Source organism: Pseudomonas sp. XK-1, from assembly GCF_038069885.1.
Classification (GTDB): Bacteria; Pseudomonadota; Gammaproteobacteria; order Pseudomonadales; family Pseudomonadaceae; genus Aquipseudomonas.
On sequence record NZ_JBBPES010000003.1, the window covers coordinates 81250 to 102383 of the forward strand.

Consider the following 21134-nt stretch of genomic DNA (forward strand, 5'->3'; position numbering starts at 1 on the left):
AATCCACACATGGATGATGAACAGGCACTGCTCAAGCGACTGCGACAGGGCGACAAGGAAGCGCTGGAAAGCGTTATCAAGCTGCATCACGCCTTCCTGATCGCGATGGCCACTCCATTGGTCGGCCATGAACTGGCTGACGATGTCGCCCAGGAAACCTGGATCAAGGCTTTTTCCGCTATCAAGAGATTTGAAGGGCGCTCGAAACTGCGCACCTGGTTGGCACGCATCGCCATCAACGAGGCCCATGCCATACGCCGCAAGACCGGCCGTGAGGTGTCATTGGACGGCTGGGGACGTGATCAGGGCTCCCCCATCAGCACGCGATTCAATGAACAAGGTGCCTGGGACGCGCCACCCACCCAGTGGCACCACGACACCCCGGAAGAATTGCTGACCGAAGCCGAATTGCACGAGTGCATCCACAAGCACTTGCATAAGCTGCCCGACGACCAACAGAGCGTGGTGATGATGCGTGAGCTGGGTGGCCTGGATTACACCGAAATCGCCCGCGCCCTTAATCTGGCCGAAGGCAATATCCGGGTTCTCTTGCACCGTGGCCGACAGCGCATGCACGCCATGCTCAATCACTTCGAGGAGGTGGGAACATGCTGAGCTGCCGCGAAATGTCGGAGCTGAGCTCCGATATCATGGAAAGTCACCTGAGCCTGAAAAACCGCTGGGCCGTCTTTATGCACCTACGCATGTGCCCGCGCTGCAAGCTGTATCTGGAGCAACTCAAGTTGACCTCTGAAGTGCTGCAGAAGCTGCCATTGGACAAGCAACCGGTGGACAGCGCGGCCATCCTCAAACAGCTCAAGTTGCCCGAAGATTGACCCGGGCCTTGTAACAAAACGGCTTATGTCCGCTCCTAATGGCACAGCGCTTCGCGCTGCCTCTCAGGTGCACATGGAGCATAAGTTTGAGCCTCGATCTCAGCAAAGATGAACCTCAACCCGCCTTGGTTCTGTTGTGCAAACGTCCGGCCCTGGGGCACTCCAAACAACGGCTGGCTGCGCAGATAGGCCTGGAACCCACCCTGCAAGTCGCAGAAAAGCTGCTGCTGTGTGCGCTGGAAGATCTTCAGCATTCGCCGTACCTGCCCGTTATCGCGCCGGATCATCCCGATCATTTCGACTGGGCCGGCGACTGTAACCCACGCGCCTTGGTCATCGGGCAGTCAGCCGGCAACCTGGGCCAGAGACTTCAGGCATTGGATCAGCATTTGCGGGCAAGGGGGCATTGCCACCTGCTCTATATAGGCAGCGATTGTCCGGCCCTGAACCAACAGCACTTTCGCCGCGCCTGCCAGTTGCTGGACAAGCACGACACGGTACTGATCGCCGCCCGTGATGGCGGCGTTGTGCTGATGGCCAGCAAACGCCCTTGGCCCAAGCTGGACGATCTGCCCTGGAGCACGGCGACCCTGAGGCAGGCCCTGGTACAACGTTGTCGACAGGCCGGCCACTCGGTGATCGAAGCAGACATTTTGGCGGATGTTGACCAGCGCGAAGATCTGCCAGGGCTTGTCCGTGCGCTGGAACAGGATGGCCGCCCTGCTCGCCGGGCATTACTGACCACCTTGCAAGGTCTCGGGCTGGAACAGCATGCAAGCCAATAGAGCCATCAGCGTGATCATTCCCTGCTGGCACGACCATGCCGCGCTGGCAGCCCTGCTCATCCGCCTCAACGGCTTGGCGCAACGGGCACGGCAACAGCTGCAGTTGCTGGTCGTGGACGCGGCCAACAGCCCCGAGTGCCAAGGCATCTGTAACCAGCTGGGCGCTCAGTGGTTTGCCTCAGCCCCCTGCCGGGGTCAGCAACTGCGTCAAGGCGCAGCACAGGCGCAACATTCAATTCTGTGGTTTCTGCATGCAGATGCCCAGCTGCTGGGCAACCCGCTGCTGGACGTGCAGGCAGTGATGAGCAATGGCGCTGTCGGCGGCTTCTTTGCCTTCCGCTTTGCCGGGCCAAGCTGCTGGCAAAGCCGAGTACTTGAGCAACTGATTGGCTGGCGTAACCGCTTCGGCACCCCCTATGGCGACCAGGGCCTGTTTGTCGAGCGCAGTGCCTATCTCGCCTGTGGCCAGCACAGTCCCTGGCCACTTTTTGAAGAGGTCGATCTGGTTAACAACCTACGTGGCCTCGGCGATTTCCAGCGTATCGAACATGGCTTGCTGGTTGACCCCAGGCGCTGGCAGCGAGACGGCTGGTGGTGCCGTTCCCTGAGCAATCGCCTGCTGGCGCTGGCCCATGCCTGCGGTGTTTCCGCGTTCACCCTCGCGCGCCTGTACCAGCGTGGCCACGCCCCCACTCACTGAAACCTTAGGAAACCACCCATGCGCCCACTGTTTTTGTTGCTGGCCTTGTGCTTCAGCAGCCTTTTGCAGGCCAATACCTTCGACCATCAACATCAGACCTGGACTCGCCTGCTGCAACAGCATGTGAGCTGGCTGGATCAGGGGCATGCCAGCGTCGTCGACTATGCGGCCCTGCAAAAGAACCGCACCGAACTGGATCGCTACCTGAGCGTGCTGTCCGCCGTAACCCCAGCCGACTACCAACGCTGGCAGCCTGAACAGCGCCTGGCGTTTCTGATCAATGCGTATAACGCCTTCACACTCAAGCTGATTGTCGAGCACTACCCGGTGGACTCGATCAAGTCCATTGGTGGTCTGTTCAGCAGCCCCTGGAAACAAGCCTTTATCCCGCTTATGGGGCAGCGCTTGAGCCTGGATCAGATCGAGCACGGCATGATCCGCGAGCCTGGCGTATTCGACGAGCCGCGCATTCACTTTGCCGTCAACTGTGCGTCAGTGGGCTGCCCCGCATTACGCGACGAGGCCTTTGTCGCCGAACGCCTGGAGGAACAACTGCAGGACAGCCAGAAGCGCTTTCTATCCGATCACAGCCGCAATCGCTTTGACCCCACAAGCCAGCGCTTTCAGGTGTCGAAAATATTCGACTGGTATGGCGAGGACTTCATCCAGCAGTGGGGGTCGCTGGAGGCCTATTTCCATCAGCACCTGGCCTTGCTGAACCCATCTGCCAGCACATTGCCTCCCCTGGGCCGCGTACGCATTGACTACCTTGACTATGACTGGAGCCTGAATGAAGCGCGCTGAAAGGAGCACGGCCCATGACTGAGGTCACCGCATTGGTATTGGCCGGTGGCGGCAGCCTGGGTGCCGTACAGGTGGGCATGTTGCAGGCACTGGTGCAGGCCCGCATCAGCATCGATTTGGTTATTGGTGCGTCAGTGGGGGCGATCAACGGCACCTACTTTGCCAGCCGCCCGGATAGCCACGGGGTCAGTGAGCTGGCCAGTATCTGGTGCGGCCTGAGTCGACGCGACATCTTTCCATTCAGTGTGCTGGGTGCCGGAGTCGCCCTGCTACGTGGGCAAGGCCACCTGCTCACCAGCCAGGGCCTGCAGCACATGATCGGGCGTTTTCTGCCGGAGGCGCGTATCGAGGACAGTCAGCTGCCTTTGCATATCATGACCACCGATATGCTAAATGGCGCGGAAGTGTTGCTCTCACGAGGCAATCTGCTCAAAGCGCTATTGGCCAGTGCCGCCATTCCCCTGGTCTATCCGCCGGTTGAGATCAATGGGCGACTACTGATTGACGGTGGGGTAGCCAGTAACACCCCCATCGCCAGCGCCGTCGCACTCGGTGCCACGCGCATCCTGGTGCTACCCACAGGTTTTGGCTGCGCCTGCACGGCACCGCCGCGAAGCCTGGTTGCCCGTGGCCTGCATACCCTTAACCTGATGAGCATGCGCCAGCTGGTTCGTGACATCGCCCTGCATCAATCCCTGGCCCGCATCCATGTGGCCGCCCCGCTCTGTCCTCTGGGCGTCTCCGTCTTTGACTTCAGCCAGACTGCCAGCCTGATTGCACGAGCCAGGCAGCAAACCCAGATCTGGCTTGAGCTGGGCGGTTTGCAGCAGACAGCGATTCCCGAGGCGTTGCTGGCCCACTCCCACCCCGACATGCCCACCGAAGAGAGCGCCGATGAACGCACTGATTAACCTACACCTGAACCTCTGGCAGTCTTTCCGCCGACTCCCCCTGTGGGTACAGCTATGGATGGCGGCAATACTGCTGCCGGCGAACCTTGCCAGCTTGCTGCTGTTGCACTATCCCAGCTCCGAATGGATTGCGCTGAGTGCACTCATTGTGGTCGGCAGCAATATGCTGCTTATGTACTTATATGGCGGATTCAGTCGACTGCTCGCGGTTCCCCACCTGCTGATCTGGGGCCCTCTACAAGTCATGTTGCTGATGTACCTGGCGCAGTCAGGCGAACCGCTGGCAACAGGTGAGGTGCTGTATGTCAGCCTGGTCCTGGTGGTAAACGGCATCAGTCTGGTCTTTGACCTGATCGATGCCTGGCGCTGGATGCAAGGCGAGCGCCAGCTATTCTAGCTGCTGGTCTCGGCCCGCCTACTGTCGCGGCGGGCCTGAATAGCGCTAAAACTCGCCACGGCAAAAGGCACCAGATAGTTGAGCAGAAGGTGAAAGACAGACAGTTTTTCTGCTCCCCATAACGCCCCTCCCTGATTGATCAAGTTCAATACACTCCCCACCAGCAGAGCCGTGACCGCAGCACGCCTCCATACACCAGGCTGAGCGAGTGATCTGAATACCTTCATGGCGCTGTACCCGCGGGCAAGGGGACGGTTGGGTTGAGCATTTGCTGCAACGGCATACTGGCAATCGCCTCGGCGATTACACGGCGAATCAGGCCATGATCGGCCTCGGGTTGACGCGCCCGTGGATCGCCCACCTCCCCGGTCGGCTTGGCCAGAAGCCCGGCCTTACCCTGCTCCAGGATAAAACCGCCACCACAGTTACGGCAGAAAATGGCCTCACCGACTTGCTGCTCACGCCGGACAACCAACGTGGGGCCGCACATGGGGCAATGCTGCAAGGGAATGCCCTCATCGGAATGAGCAATAACATGATCAAGCACGCCTTGGCGGCCGAGCATCAGAAAGTGCTCGCACAAGGCTGGATCGAACTGGCTGCCACTCTGACTCTGAATGATTGCCAGCGCTTGGCCCCGACTCATACCGGCCCGGTACGGACGGCTGCTGGTCATGGCATCGAAGGCATCGCACAAGCCCACGATACGTGCATCCAGAGATATTTCAGGGCCGCGCAGGCCACGTGGATAGCCTTTGCCATCGGGGCGCTCATGATGGTTGTAGACAGCCTCCAGCACCAGGCCGGCCAGAGGATGACCCGCGAGCATTCGCGCCCCCATTTCCGGATGGGTGCGAATCAATGCGTGCTCCTGCTCATCCAGCGCGCTGGTTTTGCGCAACACGGCATCCGTGATACCGATCTTACCCAGGTCATGCAGAAAGCCGCCCAGGCTGACCCGCGCCACATCGACCGCTGCCAGCCCCGCGGCCTCGGCCAGCAGACGCGAGTATCGCGACACCCGCCACAGATGGCCGCCGGTATAGGGGTCTCGGGCTTCGACAAACCAGGCCATCAGCAGCAAGGAACTGAACAAGGCACCAGCCGCTTCCTGCTCATCAGGCCTGGGCAGCGCATGCTTTCGCCAGCCACTTAGAAAAGACAGCATCAATAATCCCTCTCAGAACAGACCGATCCCATCCCTTAAAGCGTAGGGAGCAGGCCCTAAAACGCCTATCTCTAGCCAACCAGCAAACCACAGCCCATTGCAGCCTAGTGGAGCACTGTTGAGTTCGTGTTCTCGATTCGTTGTAACTGCAGATCATCCACACACATCAAGTTCACCACCCAGGACTCGGGCAACACTGCCGGGCGGCTGAAGGTACTCACACCACACCCCTGGCAAAAGTAATGCCTGGCCTTCAGCGTGCCGAAACGATACTCACGCAAATGCTCCTTACCCGAACGTATGCACAGCTGAGCTTCGGTGATGGCATGCCACAGCACACCTTTACGTCGGCAGTAAGCGCAATGGCACCTCAACACCTCGGTGGGCATGCAACTGACTTCAAAACGCACCAGCCCACAATGGCAGGTGCCTCGATACGACTCGGCCATAGACTGCCCTCCCGGTCAAAGGAATGCCGACTCCGGCCAAGACGCAACAATGGGTTGGCACCTCCTTGTGCCCAGGGATAAAGAAGCCAGCGTGGTCGGCCCCTCCTCCAACAGACAGCCCCCCATCAATGCTGGCTACCATAGATGGCACGTTCACGCAGGATGGGCGATTTGTAGCTTGGTTCAGGTTGGCTCTGCTGCGCATCCAGCGTGTCGTCCAGGCTGCCGGCAGCCGTTGGTTGCTCTTCGATCAGCTGGACAAAACGCTGGCCCTCTTCGCTCCGACCACGTTGCGCAGCTAATGCCTGCAGGCGTTGTTGATTGCGCATAACCCGCTCGCCACCGCCCTCAGCGAGCTGCAGTTGCGGGGCCTGAACGGACCAGGGTGATAGATTCTCCGAGGCTTGAGTCGCAGTGCCAAAACCCACCAGCAAAGTTGCCAGAGCGGTCATGGTGATTAAGGTTTTCATGATGTAATCCTCTTAAGTTGTCTTACATCACTCAGATGACTGGCCCGTGCCTTTGTTACAGCCAGCAGTTTTCTCGCCACGCTGACCGACGAACGTCGCTTGATCCCACAGCAACACGAGCAGTAAGGTGCAGCGGCACGCCGGCTCAATGTCGCCCTGTCCCAAGGAGCCTTTCTTGCCAAAGCTCTCGCCCCATTTCCTGCAACTGCCACGCGTGCTTGCCCTGTTACTGCTTCTGCACATGCAGAGTTGGCCGCTTGCCCATGCAGACAGCGGCGACATGGCGAAGAACGAACACCGCTCCGCCGAACGCCTGCAGGCTTGGCACAAGCTGATGCACGATTTGGCGGGAGCCTCCGAATCGCAGCAACTGCAGCAGGTCAATCACTTCTTCAATACCCATATCCGCTACGCAGAAGATATCGATCTGTGGGGCGTCAGCGATTACTGGGCCTCACCTGAAGAAACCATTGAGCGAGGCGCAGGAGACTGTGAGGACTTTGCCCTGGCCAAGTACTTCACTCTACGTCAGCTGGGTGTCGCACCCGAGCATCTGCGCCTGCTGTACACCACCCTTGCCGGCAATGGCCAGGCGCACATGGTGCTGGCCTATTGGCCTACCCCGCAGCACGAAGCGCTGGTTCTGGATAATCTGGACGCTGACCTGACCCCTGTGCTGCAACGCCAGGATCTGCGTACCCAGTTTGCATTCGATGCCCGGCACCTCTACAAGCCGGAAGGTGAAACGCTGCGGGCAATCGCCGATGCCGATCTGCTGCCCGCATGGCGCACCCTGCTGCAGCGGATGGCAGGGGCGCAATTAAGCCTGGCGCAGTTGCAGCCATAGCTAGGCAAGCAGCGCACGCCTTGACCCGTTTCTTGTCCCTGAAAATTTCATAAAACATACCGATCCACTTCCTGACCCTGCGTTTATTTCAGTCTTTGCAATAAGCTAAAGGCTCTGCGGGGAATTACAGGAGCCGAACGTGGATCGCTTTCAGGAAATGCAGGTCTTTGTCGCGGTAGCCGATGAGCAGAGCTTTGCCTTGGCCGCGCGGCGGCTGAACATGTCCGCCCCCAGTGTGACCCGTGCCGTGGCGGCTCTTGAGGAGCGCATCGGAACTCGACTGCTTGCCAGAACAACCCGCAGCCTGCATATCACCGAGGCCGGTCAGCGCTATCTGGCAGACTGCCGGCGGATTCTGGCCGAGCTGGAAGAGGCCGAAGAGTCAGCGGCCGGCAGTCATGCGGTTGCCCGTGGCCAATTGAACCTGACCGCTCCCGTACTGTTCGGTGAACTGTTCGTGACACCGCTGCTGGTGGATTACCTCGATCAATATCCGCAGGTCCAGGCCAAGGCGCTGCTGGTCGATCGTGTAGTCAATATGGCGGAAGAAGATATCGATGTGGCCATACGCATCGGAGATCTGCCCGAGAACAATCTGCACCGAGTTAAGGTCGGTACAGTGCGTCGGGTCATCTGCGCCTCCCCTGACTTTCTGGCCGAATACGGCCGCCCGCAACATCCCAATGATCTGCGTGACGCCTCAGTGGTTCTGGCCGCGAGCAGCACGCTTGTCAGCGACTGGCAATTTATGGGGCCTGAAGGTGCGATCACGGTCAGGCCCCAACCCCGGCTGGTGGTCTCGGCCAATCAGGCAGCGATCCGTGCTGCATGCGCTGGTTGGGGGCTGACTCGCGTGCTGTCATACCAGATTGCCCGGCAAGTCGAGGCTGGCGAGTTGGAAATCGTGCTGGCCGACTATGAGCTGCCATTGCTGCCTATCCATGTGGTCTACCAAGGCGGGCGCAAGCTATCGGCCAAGCTTCGCACTTTTGTCGATTTCTGCACCAGCACCCTGCAACAGAACCCGGCACTCAATCCGGTGAAGGACGCCTGAAATGAGCCGTTATCGGCAGATGACGGTGTTTCTGGCTGTGGCCGAGACCCTCAGCCTGGCTGCTGCGGCCAAGCATCTGCACCTGTCATCGGCCACCGTGACCCGGGCCGTGGACGCCCTGGAAAACCGCCTGGGTATCCCATTGCTCCAGCGCAGCACCCAAGGCGTGACCCTGACAGCGGCCGGCGAACAATTTCGGCATGACAGCCAGCGCATCCTTGGCGAGGTCTGGGCCACAGAAGCGTCTGCCAGAGGGCTGCACCACAACGTGTGTGGACGCATCAATCTGAGCATGCCACTGCTGTTTGGCCAATTTCTGTTCACTCCCGTCCTGCTTGAATACCTGACGCAGTACCCTCAGGTGCAGATTTGCGTGCAGTACCAGGAACATTGCCCCAACCTGCATGAAGAAGGCGTGGATGTGGCGGTGGCTATCGGCCCCCTGCCCGACTCATCCCTGTTCGCGATCAAGGTCGGCAGCACTCGCCCCGTTATTTGTACCAGTCCAGCCTATCTGCTCGCTCATGGTGAACCGCAACACCCTTCTGAGCTGCGGACTCACTCGATCATCCACACCAGTAGCGATGCGCAGACATCGGAGTGGACCTTTCGCCAGGGCGACCAACCGTTAAGCGTGCGTGTCGCGCCGAGACTGCGCTGTACAACCAGTCAGGCGGCCATTATCGCTGCGTGTCAGGGTGCTGGGCTGGCACGCTGCATGGCCTATCAGGTGCATGAACAGCTCGGCACGAAGCAACTGCGCAGCGTACTTGCCCCATATGCCCCTGCCGATCTGGATATCCACCTAGTCTACCGCGAAGGGCGACGGGCAACCGAGCGAGTCCGCAGCTTTATCGACTTCGTAGTCGCACGGCTGCGTCAGCACCCCGCCCTTAACGAAGCGACTTTATTTCACTCAGCGAAATAAAGGATTGCCATTTTTGACGATTCTTCAATTCTTCAACTGACAGCATGATGCGTCCATCAGCGCGATATCCGTTGGCCTATGCCACCGCCTGAGTCATTCCCTAGGACTATCTGGAGCTCATCATGTCAGACACCATCAAACTGTTCCGTCACCCTCTCTCGGGCCACGCTCATCGTGTCGAGCTGATGCTTTCACTGCTCGATGTACCGGCAGAACTGGTTTTCGTTGACCTAGCCAAGGGGGCGCACAAACAACCCGAATTTCTCGCCATGAACCCTTTTGGCCAGGTGCCGGTAATCGACCATAACGGCACGGTGCTCAGCGATTCCAATGCCATCCTCGTCTATCTGGCCAAGAAGTATGACGACAGTGGCCGTTGGCTGCCGGAAGACCCCCTTACCGCTGCCCAGGTACAACGCTGGTTGTCGGTGGCAGCCGGCCCACTGGCCTCAGGCCCTGCAACTGCACGCTTGATTACCGTGTTCGGCGCGCCCTATGACGCTGAATCAACCATTGCGCGCGCCCATGCATTGCTCAAGGTGATTGAGCAGGAACTGGCTGCTAGCCCATTTCTGGTCGGCGACCATCCGAGCATCGCTGACGTGGCCTGCTACTCCTACATTGCCCATGCCCCTGAAGGAAACGTGGACCTGAGTGATTACCCTCGCCTACGCAGCTGGCTGCAGCGTATCGAGGCGCTGCCGAGATTCGTGCCCATGCAACGCACAGCTGTAGGCTTGCAAAGCGCCTGATACCTCACTGGCCCCGTGCCATGGGGCCAGCCTTAACGCCTGGAGCTACGGCCATGTCAGACGCCAATACCCCATCTCCCTGGCATATTGGGGAAAAGCAGTTGCAGGCCCGGGTCGGCGTGGCCGAACAGATGGAGGTGTTCGGCCGGAAGGTGATTCGCGACCACTTGCCGGAGCAACACCGAGCCTTCTACCAGCAATTGCCCTTTATTCTCATGGGCACAGTCTCTCCCGAGGGGCTTCCTTGGGCCGGCATACTGGCTGGCGAGCCCGGGTTCGCCCACTCCCCCACAGCGCAGACACTGCGTCTGGAAACCCAGCTGGATGCGAACGACCCGTGCAACAGCGGTCTGGCTGCGGGCAAGGCCATTGGCCTGCTGGGTATTGAACTACACAGCCGCCGCCGCAACCGACTCAATGGCCGGCTTGTCAGGCGCGAGCATGATCATCTGGAGATTGCGGTCGAGCAGAGCTTTGGTAACTGCCCGCAATATATCCAGCTACGCCAGCTGCAAGCAGCCAAGGCCGAGCCCCGCGAAACCCTGCCGGTCGAGCGCGCGAACCAGCTCAGCCCTGCTGACCAGGCGATGATTAGTCGTGCCGATACCTTCTTCGTCGCCAGCTATATCGAGCAGGCCAATGGTCAATTGTCCGTGGACGTATCACACCGTGGTGGTCAGGCCGGATTTGTTCGAGTTGAGGGCAACCGTCTAAGCATTCCAGACTTTGCCGGTAATCTGCACTTCAACACCCTCGGCAATCTGCTGCTCAACCCGCGCGCTGGCCTGCTCTTTATCGATTTCAGCACCGGTGACCTGCTCCAACTCAGCGGAACCACCGAACTGCTCTTGGAAGGGCAAGAGGTGCAGGCATTTCAGGGTGCCGAGCGGCTATGGCATGTGCAGGTCGAGCATGTCGTGCGCCGTCCGGCGGCGCTGAGTCTGCGCTGGCACTTCGCGGACTACTCACCCAATAGTCTGATGACCGGCTCATGGGCAGAAGCCCGGGCTCGCCTGGCGGCCATGGACTTGCAGCAGCAATGGCGTCCCTGGCGAGTGGTGCGGATTGTCGAAGAAAGCCCCAGCGTACGCTCTTTTTATCTTGAGCCGAGCGACGGGGCTGGAATGCCCAGTTTCATTGCAGGCCAGCATATGGCGCTGCGGCTCAATCTCACCGGTCAACCTAGGCCGCTGATCCGTACCTACAGCCTCTCAAGCGCACCCTCCGATCGATTCATGCGCATCAGCGTCAAGCGCGAGGGGCTGGCATCGACCTATCTGCATCAGCATCTGCAGGTCGGCAGTCTTCTTGAAGGGCGAGCGGCCCAAGGACATTTGCGCCTGGATACCGAACAACGCCGCCCCCTGGTGCTGCTCGCTGCGGGGATAGGCATTACTCCCCTGCTGTCGATGCTGCGCGAAACGCTCTATCAGAACCGCCGTCTACGCCGGCATCGCACCATATGGCTGATTCAAGCGGCTCGTAGTGCAAGTGAGCTGATCTTTCGTGAAGAACTGGCCGACTTGCTGCAGCCGGGCGACACACCGCTGCACATGCTCCGCGTACTCAGCCAGCCCGAAGCAACAGCCCGCCTGGAGCAGGACTATGACCTGGCAGGGCATGTGGATGTCGCGCTGCTCAAAGCCTGGCTGCCTTGGGATGATTACGACTTCTATCTGTGCGGGCCAGGGACCTTCACCCAGAGCCTCTATGATGGCCTGCGCAAGCTGAATATCAGCGATCAGCGGATTCATGCCGAAAGTTTCGGCCCCGCCAGCCTGCACCGCGCAGGGGACGCACTGAATACCGCCCCGAGATTGTCGCCTGCAACGGTTGCCGTGCCCGTGCTATTTCAGCGCTCGGGCAAGGAAGCCCGCTGGACACCAGGCAGCGGCAGCTTGCTTGAGCTAGCCGAATCACGTGGCCTGAGCCCTGAATTCAGCTGCCGAAGCGGCAACTGCGGGACTTGCAAGACCGCAGTGCTGAGCGGCGCTGTGACTTATCTGCATCAACCACCCGAACAGCCTGCCGATGGTCATGCCCTGCTCTGCTGTGCCGTGCCGGCTGCCACTGCAGCGGGTACCCAACCACTGATACTCGACCTGTAAAGTTTCGATGCTTTAACCCACTAGCGAGAGGCTATCCATGACAGAGAATACACGCCCGCCCTACCCACCGTTTGATCTTGCCAGCGCGACACAGAAAGTACGCCTGGCCGAAGACGGCTGGAATACGCGCGATCCCGACCGCGTCGCGCTGGCCTATACCGCCGACAGTCGCTGGCGTAACAAAAGCGAATTCCCCCAGGGGCGTGAACAGATCCGAGCGTTTCTGACGCGTAAATGGGCCCGCGAGCACGAGTACCGCCTGATCAAGGAGCTCTGGGCCTTCCAGGATCATCGCATTGCGGTGCGCTTCGCTTACGAATGGCATGACGACAGTGGGCAGTGGTTTCGTTCCTACGGTAATGAAAACTGGGAATTTGACGCGCAAGGCTTAATGCAAACCCGACATGCGAGCATCAACGACTTGCCGATCCAGGCCAGCGAACGCCTATTCCATTGGCCTCAAGGCCGCCGCCCGGATGATCACCCTGGCCTTAGCGAACTGGGGCTTTGACCGCATAGAAAAAACTCGGCATATACCTGATTCCGCCCCGATTCAGGTATTCGCTCAGACCAATAATTTCCCTAACTGAAATTAAGTAATCCGCAAACTGATGATTCTTGCGGTGAATCAATAGCGAGAGACTGCCTCCGACGGCCAACAGGCCTTTATCAATCGATGTGGAGAACAGGCTCATGAAAAAACTACTGCTTAGCCTCGTACTGCTAGCGCCAATGGCTCACGCAGCCGAAATCATAGGCACCGGCCCGGACAATCGGGTAGGCGAAGTATTTGGCAGCGGTGTCGGTGTGCTTCTGGGCGGTGCAGCCGGCGGTCCTATCGGTGCCCTGGCTGGAGCCGCAATCGGTTACTTCACCGGGGGTGGCGTACAACAGGTCACAGGCCAAACCGGTGTGGCTTATCAAGTCAAACGGGATGATGGAGGCGTGAGCACGCTGCGTTACAACCGCTTACCGGAAGAACTGAAAAACAATCTGAAGACATCTCCCAAGAACTAGCGGCGGCGCTATTTCACTTTGCGAGGCATACAGCCGCTTATTAGCGGCTGCTTCGCATCCGCACCATCCCCCCCTGAGAACAGACAATTCTAAAATCCCCTGATCTCGCACAAGTCGTCACCGAAGTGGGCGTACAAGGTGATCAGCCACTTTTCAAAAAAACCATGAGAAAGTCTGGATACAGTCTGTGCAAGACTACTCGCGCACCAAGATTTTCAATCCTCGCGGGCTGGCCTTGCTAGAACTTGATAGCACTCTGGTGCGCGAGGATTTCCTATTGCATCCACTGAGCTGGATACGGCTGCCATCGGGCATTCCATTTAAAGCCGAGTCTGGCAAAGACGATGCCAGTCTGTGGTTGAAAGATGCAGCACCAACTTTAGGTTTCTGACGCCTTATCTACTTCGCTGAGTAGCCAGTCGCGGAAGGCCTGCACTTTCGGTAGCTCACCACTCTCTGGGCGATAAACTACGTAATAGGCCTGTCTCAGCGAGCAATTCATGCCCTGGTCAACGAAGGGGCGAATCAGCCTACCTGCCTCTAGGTCGTCTTTAACCATTACGCTGCGTGCCAGCGCCAACCCTTGCCCATCTATCGCTGCTTGCAGCACGGCAGCTGAGTTGTTGATGCGTAATCCGTGCTCAGTTTTCACATGGTTATATCCAGCTGCATCCAGCCACATTCTCCAAGTGGGATAGTCGGCGTAGTTGGCCATCGACAGATCATGGATGAGCGTACAGCGAGGTATTACCTCAGGTTGTAGACGATCCCCCTCCAGCTGCGGATAACCCGGAGCACAAACCGGAAAAATGACCTCATCCATCAGGTGAACGGCTCGAAGGCCGGTCCAATTGCCGGCACCGTAACGCACTCCGACATCGACTCGCTCAGCCTGAAAGTCCACCGATCGCGAATTGGTATCTAGCAGGACATCCAGATCCGGATAGGCCTGTTGGAAACGCTCGATGCGCGGCAGTAGCCACTTCGATGCAAACGCAGGACTCACAGTCACTGTCAGCTCCGCATTTACCCCGGCGTCTTTCAATCGCACCAACCCCAAGCTTAATCGCTCGAATCCTTCTCGAATGTCGGGCAGGGCTACTCGCGCCGCATCAGTCAGTAACAATCGTGCCGAGCCGCTGCTAACACGAGTGAACAGCGGGATACCCAGCCACGATTCAAGATTGCGTACCTGCTGCCCCACAGCTGCTGGGGTGACGTTCAACTCGGCGGCTGCTGCAGAAAAGCTTTGGTGGCGAGCGGCGGCCTCGAAGGCACGCAGAGCATTGAGGTAGGCAGGTGTTGTCATTGAAAGAAATTCTATCTTAACAGGTAAAAATTTATGCGTTGTTGGCAGTATCTGGCGAATCAACAATGCACATCAGGTCGGGAGCCATAAACCCTGAAGATAGTAGATGAGTGAGCTTCCTCAAGGCCTTGCGCATTATCCATTCATTTAGTTCAGTACGACTGAGGAGATCAGAATATGAAAAGTTTTTCTAACAAGGTTGCCATTATTACCGGTGGTGGTTCGGGTATCGGTAAGGAAGTTGCAAAGCAACTGGTGACGGCTGGCGCGTCGGTAGTGATCGGCGGTCGCGACGCGGCTAAGCTGGCGCAAGCTGCACAGGACATTGATGCCAGTGGCAGCCATGTCCGCACTCTCGCAGCGGATATCGCTCAGCTCTCCACTGCTCAGGCATTGGTCGACTTGGCCATAAATGAATTTGGTGGCCTGGACATCCTGATTAACAACGCAGGTGTCTTCAATCCGAAGCCATTCCTAGAGGTAAGTCCAACCGAGTACGACTGGTTCCTCGATACCATCCTCAAGGGCAAGTTCTTCATGGCCCAGGCGGCGGCCAAAGCCATGCAACAGCGCGGTGGCGGCACCATCGTACAAACCGGTTCGCTGTGGGCTATCCAGGCTATCGGTGCCACCCCTTCGGCGGCCTACTCCGCTGCCAATGCCGGCGTGCATGCGCTGACACGCAACCTGGCCATCGAACTGGCCAGCTCGAACATCCGTATCAATACCGTCGCCCCAGCCGTGGTTGAAACGCCGGTATACGGCACCTTCATGAATGCAGAGCAAGTCAAGGAAGTGCTGCCGACCTTCAACGCCTTCCATCCGTTGGGGCGCAACGGACAACCTGCCGATGTGGCTTCTGCCATATTGTTCCTAGCGTCGAAAGAAGCATCCTGGATAACCGGTGCCTTATTGCCAGTAGACGGTGGCGTGACCGCCGGCCGGAACTGAGGAGCAATCAAGATGAAGAGCTGGAAGGACTATTCGCCAGGCTTATGAGTCGTGTCGGGACGTTTCTACCCCGTTGGCGGCGTCTTGGCTGGTGTGTATGCCATGTACGGCCTACACCTGATGGCCACCAGACGGCTCTAGTTACATCCACCCTAGGTGTCCGCCCATTGCAAGTACAGGCTTGTAGCATGGCAGAAGGGTTCGACTCCCGCCAACCCGCGCTTGCCGCGGGCTGGGGGAATCCAAGCAGGAAGACTCGGCTTCAGAAAGGTACGACTACAACCAACTGGCTATAAACGTTGGTGCCGTTGCCCCCTCCTTGCAGGCCACCGTTATCCAGGCTCTTGTCCGGCTGATAAAGCCCGATCAGCGGATTGATGATCAGATTGTCGCTGACGACCCACTCGGCGTACAGATCCAGCTCGCGCCCGCCCATATTCAGGTTGTCGCGGGTGTCCAGCGTATCGAAATCGAAGTACAGCGCTCCCAAGGTCAGCGTTTCCAGTGGGTTGACCTTGAAGCCGACATGATGGATAGCGGTGTTGCTGTTGAAGGGGCCTGCATAGTTGGCTGCCACCTCACCCTGGAACCAGGTGCCGTAACCGCGATTAAAACCGTTAAACATCGAGTCCCAGCCTTCCGAGTAGCGGCTGTAGCGGTAGGTCAGGTTGGGCGACCAGGCGATGTCGGCAAAGGTGTAACCCGCTTCGGCGTACCAGGCTTTCTCCGCCCCCGCGTCCTTGTCCTGCCAGGCGTATTCGAAGGCGAAGTTGGCATTTTCGATACCGGCATTGCCCGCTCCGCGCAGGCTGTAGATATCCATGCCATCGCGCTGCTGCTGGAATTCGCTGGCATAGGCATCATCCACATCCAGGCCATGGATATAGGTCATGGCCAGGGTTCCCGGTTCGGCCGTGTACGCCAGCGTAGCCGCGGCTAATTCGGTTTTGGCCTGGGCGCGATTATCCGATTTCAACCACATCATGTCGCCATGCAGCCCTTCCTGGCCGCCGATGCGCACCACCGCGGTCTGGTCGAAGGCACGCCGCGCCGCCAGGTAGTAGCCACCACCGCGATTCAACTCGCCGTCCGCCACGCCCTTGCCAAAATTCAGGCCATCGTCGTTGATGATAAAACCATCGCCAATGGTCACCACCTGGCGGCCGAAGGAGATATCCAGGCCGTCCTCGCCCAAGGCCGGCAGCAAATTACCGGAGCGCCAACCCAGGTAGGCATCCTCGATCTTGGTAGTGCGTTCGGAGCCGTCGCTTAGGCCGGCAGCGTCGCCTTCGCCCCAGGTACCGGAACTGACCCAGTTGAGCGCGCCGTAGGCCTTGCCATTACCCGCCAGGCCCTGCTCGGCGCTGACCCCGTACTTGGCAAAGCCCTCGCGCCAGCTGGCACCGCCGCTGCTGCCGTCATAGCTCTTGCGGCTGTTGAACCAACCATATACCGCGAGGAAGTCTGCGTTCAGCTTCGTCTCGCCCTGGTTATAGAACTCATAGGCCTGGGACTGACCGGCAGCAAGGGCTGCGACGGCTAGGCACACGGCTTTGGAAATGGATAGACAACGACGTTCTTGGTGCATGGGATGCTCCCCTTGTTGTTCTGACCAGACCGCAGGACATGACGGCCATCGAGGTATCTGCCCCGCTAGGCGGGACACCACCATCGCCGCCGCCGGCTCTAGCACCCTCCCCGGGGTCCTCGACTACGGCTAACGATGACAAGCTAATTAGGGACGACCCGGGACAAGCAATGCTTGTCCACACTTGCCAATATGCTTGACCGACTGCGCCAACGCGCAAGCAACTTAAGGTGCGCGCAATGGAGGCATTGGTAACAGATTACGCACCGAATGGATGCGCTTGGTGTTCCCTTCCGAGCGCAGCAAACCTGCCTGAAAAGCCCGATGTAGATGCCCTCAAACCTCGACGCTGAAAAGCATGGGAAGCAGCGGCACGGAATGTGCTTAACATATTAACGAAAGCCATCCTGCTTCGTTTGGTAACATGTTAACGATATCCGGAGATTGCCATGCACGCACAGCACGTCACGCACAGCACCCTCGAGAACTGGCAACGTTCGATGCAATCGGTTTGCGGCAACTATGAAACCAAGCTGACCTTCAACAGCACGCTGTTCATCGGCGATGTCTGCGCCAAGGAACACGCCGGCCTGACCCTGGCGCACCTGAAGACCAACGCCGGGTTGATATCGCGTAATGCCAAAACGGGCCGCGACGATGACCGCTACTGCTTTCTGGTCAGCCAACGCAGTGGCTGTTCGCGGATTGCCCAGAATGGCGTGACCCTGCACCTCAGCCCCGGCGACCTAGTGCTGATGGACTCGGTGGGCACCTGCGAGATCACCCCCCTCGGCCTGATCGAGCACGTCTCACTGCATCTGCCACGCCAGGAGGTGCTGAAGTCCTTCAGGTGCCCTCGCCCGCTATTCGGCAAGGCTTCTGCCCATTGCACCAGCGGTCGCATGTTGCGCTTGCTGGTCGATCAGCTGTACATGAACGAGGAAGGTACACAAACCGACAACAATGAGACCGAAGCCATGTTGTCGGCCTTCACCAGCCTGCTCGGCCCGGCGCTGGAGCAGCGTGAACGCCAGGCGGAGATCGCCGATTCGATAGCGGGCAACAGCCTGCGCCGCCAGGCCCAGCAGTTGATCGAAGAATCGTTGACCCAGCCCAACCTGAACCCCGTGACTCTAGCCAACCGCCTGCACATTTCCGTACGCCAGCTCTACCGGCTGTTCGAAGAACAGGGTGACAGCGTCTGCCGCTATATCCAGCGCACTCGCCTGCAGCGCAGCGCCAGCGACCTGAGCAACCCCCACCTCAAGCGCGAGTCGATCACTGCCATCGCCTATAAGTGGGGCTTCACGGATTCGGCGCACTTCAGCCGCGCGTTCAAGAAACAGTTCGAGCAATCGCCCAAGGATTACCGGGCCGGAGCCTTTATCGATTGGCCCGGTTCAGCGCATTGAGCAATTCGAAAGCCCCGGATGCTCAGGTCATCCAGGGCTTTCGATTACCGCCAGCGGGTGATTCAGCCCAGTGCCGCCTGAGTTTCCGGCAGCGTCGCGCCGCCGTCGACGATGATGGTCTGGCCGGTGATATAGCTGGCCGCGTCCGACGCGAGAAACAGCATGGCGGCGGCGATATCCTCGGGCTCGCCAAGACGGCCCAGCGGCACGCCACGGGCGATGTCGGCGCTGTGCGCGCCATCGCCCAGATTGCCCATGGCCGGGGTGCGGATCATGCCCGGCTCGACCCCATTGACTCGTACCTTGCGCTTGGCCAATTCCAGCGCGGCGCTGCGGATAAAGCCATTGACCCCAGCCTTGGATGCCGCGTAGTGACTCAGCCCCGGGTAGGCCACCCGCGGCCCGGTGACCGAAGAGGTGACCAGCACGCACCCCCTGCCCTGGCGTTCGAACAACGGCAGCGCGCCCTGGGTCAGCCAGAACAGCGCACTGAGATTCACCGCCAGGGTGCGCTGCAGAATCGCCGGGGTAATCTCGGTGAATGGCGTCAACGGAAAGTAACCGGCGTTGTGCACCAGGATATCGAGACGCTCTAGCCCGGCCAGCAAAGTGGCGATGGCCGCCTCGTCGGCCAGATCGATTCCCAGCGCCTGCGCCTCGCAGCCTCTGCCCTGCAGCTCGCTTGCCAGCGCTTGCGCGGGCTCCAGCTGCAGGTCGGCAATCAGTACCCTGGCCCCGCTGGCGGCGAAGCCCTCGACAATGCCTCGGCCGATGCCCTGGGCACCGCCGGTGACCAGCACGGTCTGGCCGGCGAAATCGAACCTTGTGGCCATCAGGCACCTCCCAATCGGTCGTAAACCAGGGTCGGTACGTCGACGATGCTGGAGCCGCCATCGGCGACGATGCTGGCACCGGTAATGATCGAAGCCTCGTCGCTGATCAGGAAACGGCAGACGCTGGCGATCTCCTCGGCGCTGGCCGGGCGACGCAGCGGCACCTCGGCGGTCACCCGGGCGTAGGCGGCGTCGAGGTCATCGCCGAAATGCTGCATCAACGGCTGCATTTCCTCATCGGCCATCGGCGTGCGCACCCAGCCGGGGCACAGGCAGTTGACCCTCACCCCCAGGGGGCCATAGTCCCGCGCCAGGGAGCGGTTGAGGCCGATCAGCGCGTGCTTGGCGGTGGTATAGCCGCACACCTGCGGGCCAGCGGCCAGCGAGGCGATGGAACCAAGCAGGACAATGCTGCCACGCCGCTCGATCAGCAGCGGCAGGCAGGCACGTGCGCTGTGGAAGGCGCTGTCGAGATTGCTGCGCATCGCCCCCTGCCAGACCTCGTCCGAGGTCTCGGTGGCCGTACCCAGGCCATGGCCGCCGGCACAGGCCAGCAGTGCATCGATACCGCCGAAGCGGGCACGAATCTCGTCGATGAAGCCGCTCCAGGCCGCACCGCTGGCCGCATCGCCGACCAGCACCAGGCCGCCGGTTTGCCCGGCGACCCGTTCCAGCGGCTGGCGGCGGCGACCGATCAGTACCAGGTTGTGACCTTCGCGAGCCAAGCGCCGCGCGCAGGCCTCGCCGATGCCCGTGCCGGCACCGGTGATGACGATGGTCTTCGGTTCACTCATCGGGGTACTCGGTGCGGTTCAGCACGCTGCAATAGGACGCAACCGGGAAGTTGGACAGCTCGTCGAAACCGCCACCGGCATAACCGAAGATCTTGCCATCGCTGCGGTGGTTGGCCATGTCGATCATCACCAGGCCGAGGGTCGGTACGATCTTCTCGCGCCAGACGAATAGGTACAGCTCATCTGCGATCTTGTAGTAGTGGCAGCGGTCGGTGTCGCACAGGCCGGCTTCTACGCCCTTGATGCACTGCCAGCTGTAGAAGTTCTCGTTGAGGTAGATGTGCTCGTACACCTCCGTCGGGCTGTAGCGATACAGGTTACGCAGGCCGACCAGTTCGTGTGTCAGCGCATGGGGGCAGGCACCCTCTTGCCACGGCTTATCCAGACTGCCGTGAAAAAACTCGGCTTCCACGCCGGTCAGTTGCTTGCCGGCCAATGCACGGTGGTAAAGCCCTTCGTGGGTGGTCTGCTCGACGGGCAGACGTCCGATCACCGCGGTAAAAGAGGCGCTGTCGATATCCAGCACCAGGCTGATGGACCAGTCCTGGCCATTTTCGTTTTTCAGGAAGTCCACCAGGTAGATGCCGGGGCGTACCGAAGTAGCGCGATAGGGGGCACTGCCTTGCGAGTGGCCATCGGCGGCAACCCAGCTCAGGCGCTCGGCCTCGAACTGGTGGGTGATCTGCCAGCCGTTGGCGAAGTTCAGGGTGAAACTCTTGCCTGCAAGATCAGCCAGGTTCGGCAGAATGAACGCGGCCGGGGCAAAACCATCGGCCAAGGCACCTACGGTGATCCAATCGGATTTTGTGCTCATGGGGGTATCTCGAGTGGTGAGTGGAGCTTGGATGGTGCGCTCTAGGACGTCGCTGGACTATCAACCAGATGGTTGAGAAGACGTTATAGTTCGCGATTGATGACCTGCCTAACCCTCTGCCGTTTCGCTGCACGGAAATCCGCTGATCTGCATGTAATCAGCCGGGTGGAGGACGTCGATAGGCCGATACCGCGGCGTTGCACCTAG

26 protein-coding genes are annotated in these 21134 nt (G+C 59.6%); 17 read left to right on the forward strand and 9 right to left on the reverse strand.

What is annotated here, in order from left to right:
* Nucleotides 1-9: 9 nt before the first annotated feature.
* The 7 genes from WMW70_RS08765 to WMW70_RS08795 all read left to right on the forward strand — a co-directional run bounded on the left by WMW70_RS08765 (nucleotide 10) and on the right by WMW70_RS08795 (nucleotide 4433).
* Entirely contained in the window at nucleotides 10-615 is a 606-nt protein-coding gene (locus WMW70_RS08765) for an RNA polymerase sigma factor (RefSeq protein WP_341437131.1), read from the forward strand.
* Nucleotides 609-836, forward strand: coding sequence for an anti-sigma factor family protein (locus WMW70_RS08770; RefSeq protein WP_341437132.1), 228 nt, complete (start codon nucleotides 609-611; stop codon nucleotides 834-836). Before WMW70_RS08765 ends, WMW70_RS08770 begins: the two co-directional genes overlap by 7 nt.
* An 86-nt stretch (nucleotides 837-922) precedes the next feature.
* A complete protein-coding gene (locus tag WMW70_RS08775; protein ID WP_341437133.1) occupies nucleotides 923-1621 on the forward strand; it encodes a DUF2064 domain-containing protein in 699 nt (232 codons plus the stop codon).
* On the forward strand, nucleotides 1608-2321 hold the full coding sequence (locus WMW70_RS08780; protein WP_341437134.1) for a hypothetical protein: 714 nt from the start codon (nucleotides 1608-1610) through the stop codon (nucleotides 2319-2321). The genes WMW70_RS08775 and WMW70_RS08780 overlap by 14 nt, the downstream gene beginning before the upstream one ends.
* 18 nt (nucleotides 2322-2339) lie before the next feature.
* Nucleotides 2340-3125, forward strand: coding sequence for a DUF547 domain-containing protein (locus tag WMW70_RS08785; protein WP_341437135.1), 786 nt, complete (start codon nucleotides 2340-2342; stop codon nucleotides 3123-3125).
* A gap of 14 nt (nucleotides 3126-3139) precedes the next feature.
* Nucleotides 3140-4036, forward strand: coding sequence for a patatin-like phospholipase family protein (locus tag WMW70_RS08790; RefSeq protein WP_341437136.1), 897 nt, complete (start codon nucleotides 3140-3142; stop codon nucleotides 4034-4036).
* On the forward strand, nucleotides 4020-4433 hold the full coding sequence (locus WMW70_RS08795; protein WP_341437137.1) for a hypothetical protein: 414 nt from the start codon (nucleotides 4020-4022) through the stop codon (nucleotides 4431-4433). Before WMW70_RS08790 ends, WMW70_RS08795 begins: the two co-directional genes overlap by 17 nt.
* Before the next feature lie 223 nt (nucleotides 4434-4656).
* On the opposite strand, the gene WMW70_RS08800 is transcribed toward WMW70_RS08795, so the two are convergent.
* From WMW70_RS08800 to WMW70_RS08805, 3 genes are all read right to left on the reverse strand, one after another.
* Nucleotides 4657-5601 carry an HD-GYP domain-containing protein gene (locus WMW70_RS08800; protein WP_341437138.1) on the reverse strand — a complete coding sequence of 315 codons (945 nt, stop codon included), beginning with the start codon at nucleotides 5599-5601 and terminating at the stop codon, nucleotides 4657-4659.
* A gap of 104 nt (nucleotides 5602-5705) precedes the next feature.
* Nucleotides 5706-6050 carry a GFA family protein gene (locus WMW70_RS22075; protein WP_445942126.1) on the reverse strand — a complete coding sequence of 115 codons (345 nt, stop codon included), beginning with the start codon at nucleotides 6048-6050 and terminating at the stop codon, nucleotides 5706-5708.
* Between the two features lie 125 nt (nucleotides 6051-6175).
* The gene (locus WMW70_RS08805; RefSeq protein WP_341437139.1) at nucleotides 6176-6520 is read right to left on the reverse strand and encodes a hypothetical protein; all 345 of its coding nucleotides are present in this window, start codon (nucleotides 6518-6520) and stop codon (nucleotides 6176-6178) included.
* A 175-nt stretch (nucleotides 6521-6695) separates the two neighbouring features.
* On the opposite strand from WMW70_RS08805, the gene WMW70_RS08810 reads away from it, so the two are divergent.
* From WMW70_RS08810 to WMW70_RS08835, 6 genes are all read left to right on the forward strand, one after another.
* Entirely contained in the window at nucleotides 6696-7367 is a 672-nt protein-coding gene (locus WMW70_RS08810; protein WP_341437140.1) for a transglutaminase-like cysteine peptidase, read from the forward strand.
* A 139-nt stretch (nucleotides 7368-7506) separates the two neighbouring features.
* Nucleotides 7507-8421, forward strand: a complete 915-nt coding sequence (locus tag WMW70_RS08815) for a LysR family transcriptional regulator (protein WP_341437141.1) — start codon at nucleotides 7507-7509, stop codon at nucleotides 8419-8421.
* Between the two features lies 1 nt (nucleotide 8422).
* On the forward strand, nucleotides 8423-9349 hold the full coding sequence (locus WMW70_RS08820; RefSeq protein ID WP_341437142.1) for a LysR family transcriptional regulator: 927 nt from the start codon (nucleotides 8423-8425) through the stop codon (nucleotides 9347-9349).
* A gap of 122 nt (nucleotides 9350-9471) precedes the next feature.
* Entirely contained in the window at nucleotides 9472-10101 is a 630-nt protein-coding gene (locus WMW70_RS08825) for a glutathione S-transferase family protein (RefSeq protein WP_341437143.1), read from the forward strand.
* Nucleotides 10102-10154: 53 nt separating this feature from the next.
* Entirely contained in the window at nucleotides 10155-12209 is a 2055-nt protein-coding gene (locus tag WMW70_RS08830; RefSeq protein ID WP_341437144.1) for a pyridoxamine 5'-phosphate oxidase family protein, read from the forward strand.
* Nucleotides 12210-12246: 37 nt separating this feature from the next.
* Complete coding sequence (locus WMW70_RS08835; protein WP_341437145.1) at nucleotides 12247-12720, forward strand: nuclear transport factor 2 family protein; 474 nt, start codon at nucleotides 12247-12249, stop codon at nucleotides 12718-12720.
* Here WMW70_RS08835 and WMW70_RS08840 read toward each other — a convergent pair.
* Complete coding sequence (locus tag WMW70_RS08840; protein WP_341437146.1) at nucleotides 12701-12904, reverse strand: hypothetical protein; 204 nt, start codon at nucleotides 12902-12904, stop codon at nucleotides 12701-12703. The genes WMW70_RS08835 and WMW70_RS08840 overlap by 20 nt on opposite strands.
* On the opposite strand from WMW70_RS08840, the gene WMW70_RS08845 reads away from it, so the two are divergent.
* Both WMW70_RS08845 and WMW70_RS08850 read left to right on the forward strand, forming a co-directional pair.
* On the forward strand, nucleotides 12903-13226 hold the full coding sequence (locus WMW70_RS08845; protein WP_341437147.1) for a hypothetical protein: 324 nt from the start codon (nucleotides 12903-12905) through the stop codon (nucleotides 13224-13226). The two genes, WMW70_RS08840 and WMW70_RS08845, sit on opposite strands and share 2 nt — an antisense overlap.
* Before the next feature lie 187 nt (nucleotides 13227-13413).
* Nucleotides 13414-13617 (forward strand): hypothetical protein, encoded by a 204-nt coding sequence (locus tag WMW70_RS08850; protein WP_341437148.1) that lies wholly within the window; start codon nucleotides 13414-13416, stop codon nucleotides 13615-13617.
* Here the strand turns inward: WMW70_RS08850 and gcvA are convergent.
* Nucleotides 13606-14535 carry a transcriptional regulator GcvA gene (gene gcvA, locus WMW70_RS08855; RefSeq protein WP_341437537.1) on the reverse strand — a complete coding sequence of 310 codons (930 nt, stop codon included), beginning with the start codon at nucleotides 14533-14535 and terminating at the stop codon, nucleotides 13606-13608. The genes WMW70_RS08850 and gcvA overlap by 12 nt on opposite strands.
* 177 nt (nucleotides 14536-14712) lie before the next feature.
* Between gcvA and WMW70_RS08860 the strand changes: the two genes are divergently transcribed.
* Nucleotides 14713-15486, forward strand: a complete 774-nt coding sequence (locus WMW70_RS08860; protein WP_341437149.1) for an SDR family NAD(P)-dependent oxidoreductase — start codon at nucleotides 14713-14715, stop codon at nucleotides 15484-15486.
* Nucleotides 15487-15748: 262 nt separating this feature from the next.
* Here the strand turns inward: WMW70_RS08860 and WMW70_RS08865 are convergent, their stop codons facing one another.
* Nucleotides 15749-17074 carry an alginate export family protein gene (locus tag WMW70_RS08865; protein WP_341437150.1) on the reverse strand — a complete coding sequence of 442 codons (1326 nt, stop codon included), beginning with the start codon at nucleotides 17072-17074 and terminating at the stop codon, nucleotides 15749-15751.
* Between the two features lie 449 nt (nucleotides 17075-17523).
* Here WMW70_RS08865 and feaR point away from each other — a divergent pair, with 449 nt between their 5' ends.
* On the forward strand, nucleotides 17524-18486 hold the full coding sequence (gene feaR / locus WMW70_RS08870; RefSeq protein ID WP_341437151.1) for a transcriptional regulator FeaR: 963 nt from the start codon (nucleotides 17524-17526) through the stop codon (nucleotides 18484-18486).
* A 62-nt stretch (nucleotides 18487-18548) separates the two neighbouring features.
* Here feaR and WMW70_RS08875 read toward each other — a convergent pair whose 3' ends face one another.
* From WMW70_RS08875 to WMW70_RS08885, 3 genes are read right to left on the reverse strand one after another with little or no spacing between them, the layout of a single operon-like run.
* Nucleotides 18549-19319: an SDR family oxidoreductase gene (locus WMW70_RS08875; protein ID WP_341437152.1), complete on the reverse strand. Its 771-nt coding sequence runs from the start codon at nucleotides 19317-19319 to the stop codon at nucleotides 18549-18551.
* Nucleotides 19319-20113 carry an SDR family NAD(P)-dependent oxidoreductase gene (locus WMW70_RS08880; RefSeq protein WP_341437153.1) on the reverse strand — a complete coding sequence of 265 codons (795 nt, stop codon included), beginning with the start codon at nucleotides 20111-20113 and terminating at the stop codon, nucleotides 19319-19321. Before WMW70_RS08880 ends, WMW70_RS08875 begins: the two co-directional genes overlap by 1 nt.
* The gene (locus WMW70_RS08885; protein WP_341437154.1) at nucleotides 20106-20927 is read right to left on the reverse strand and encodes a molybdenum cofactor biosynthesis F family protein; all 822 of its coding nucleotides are present in this window, start codon (nucleotides 20925-20927) and stop codon (nucleotides 20106-20108) included. The genes WMW70_RS08880 and WMW70_RS08885 overlap by 8 nt, the downstream gene beginning before the upstream one ends.
* Between the last annotated feature and the right edge of the window lie 207 nt (nucleotides 20928-21134).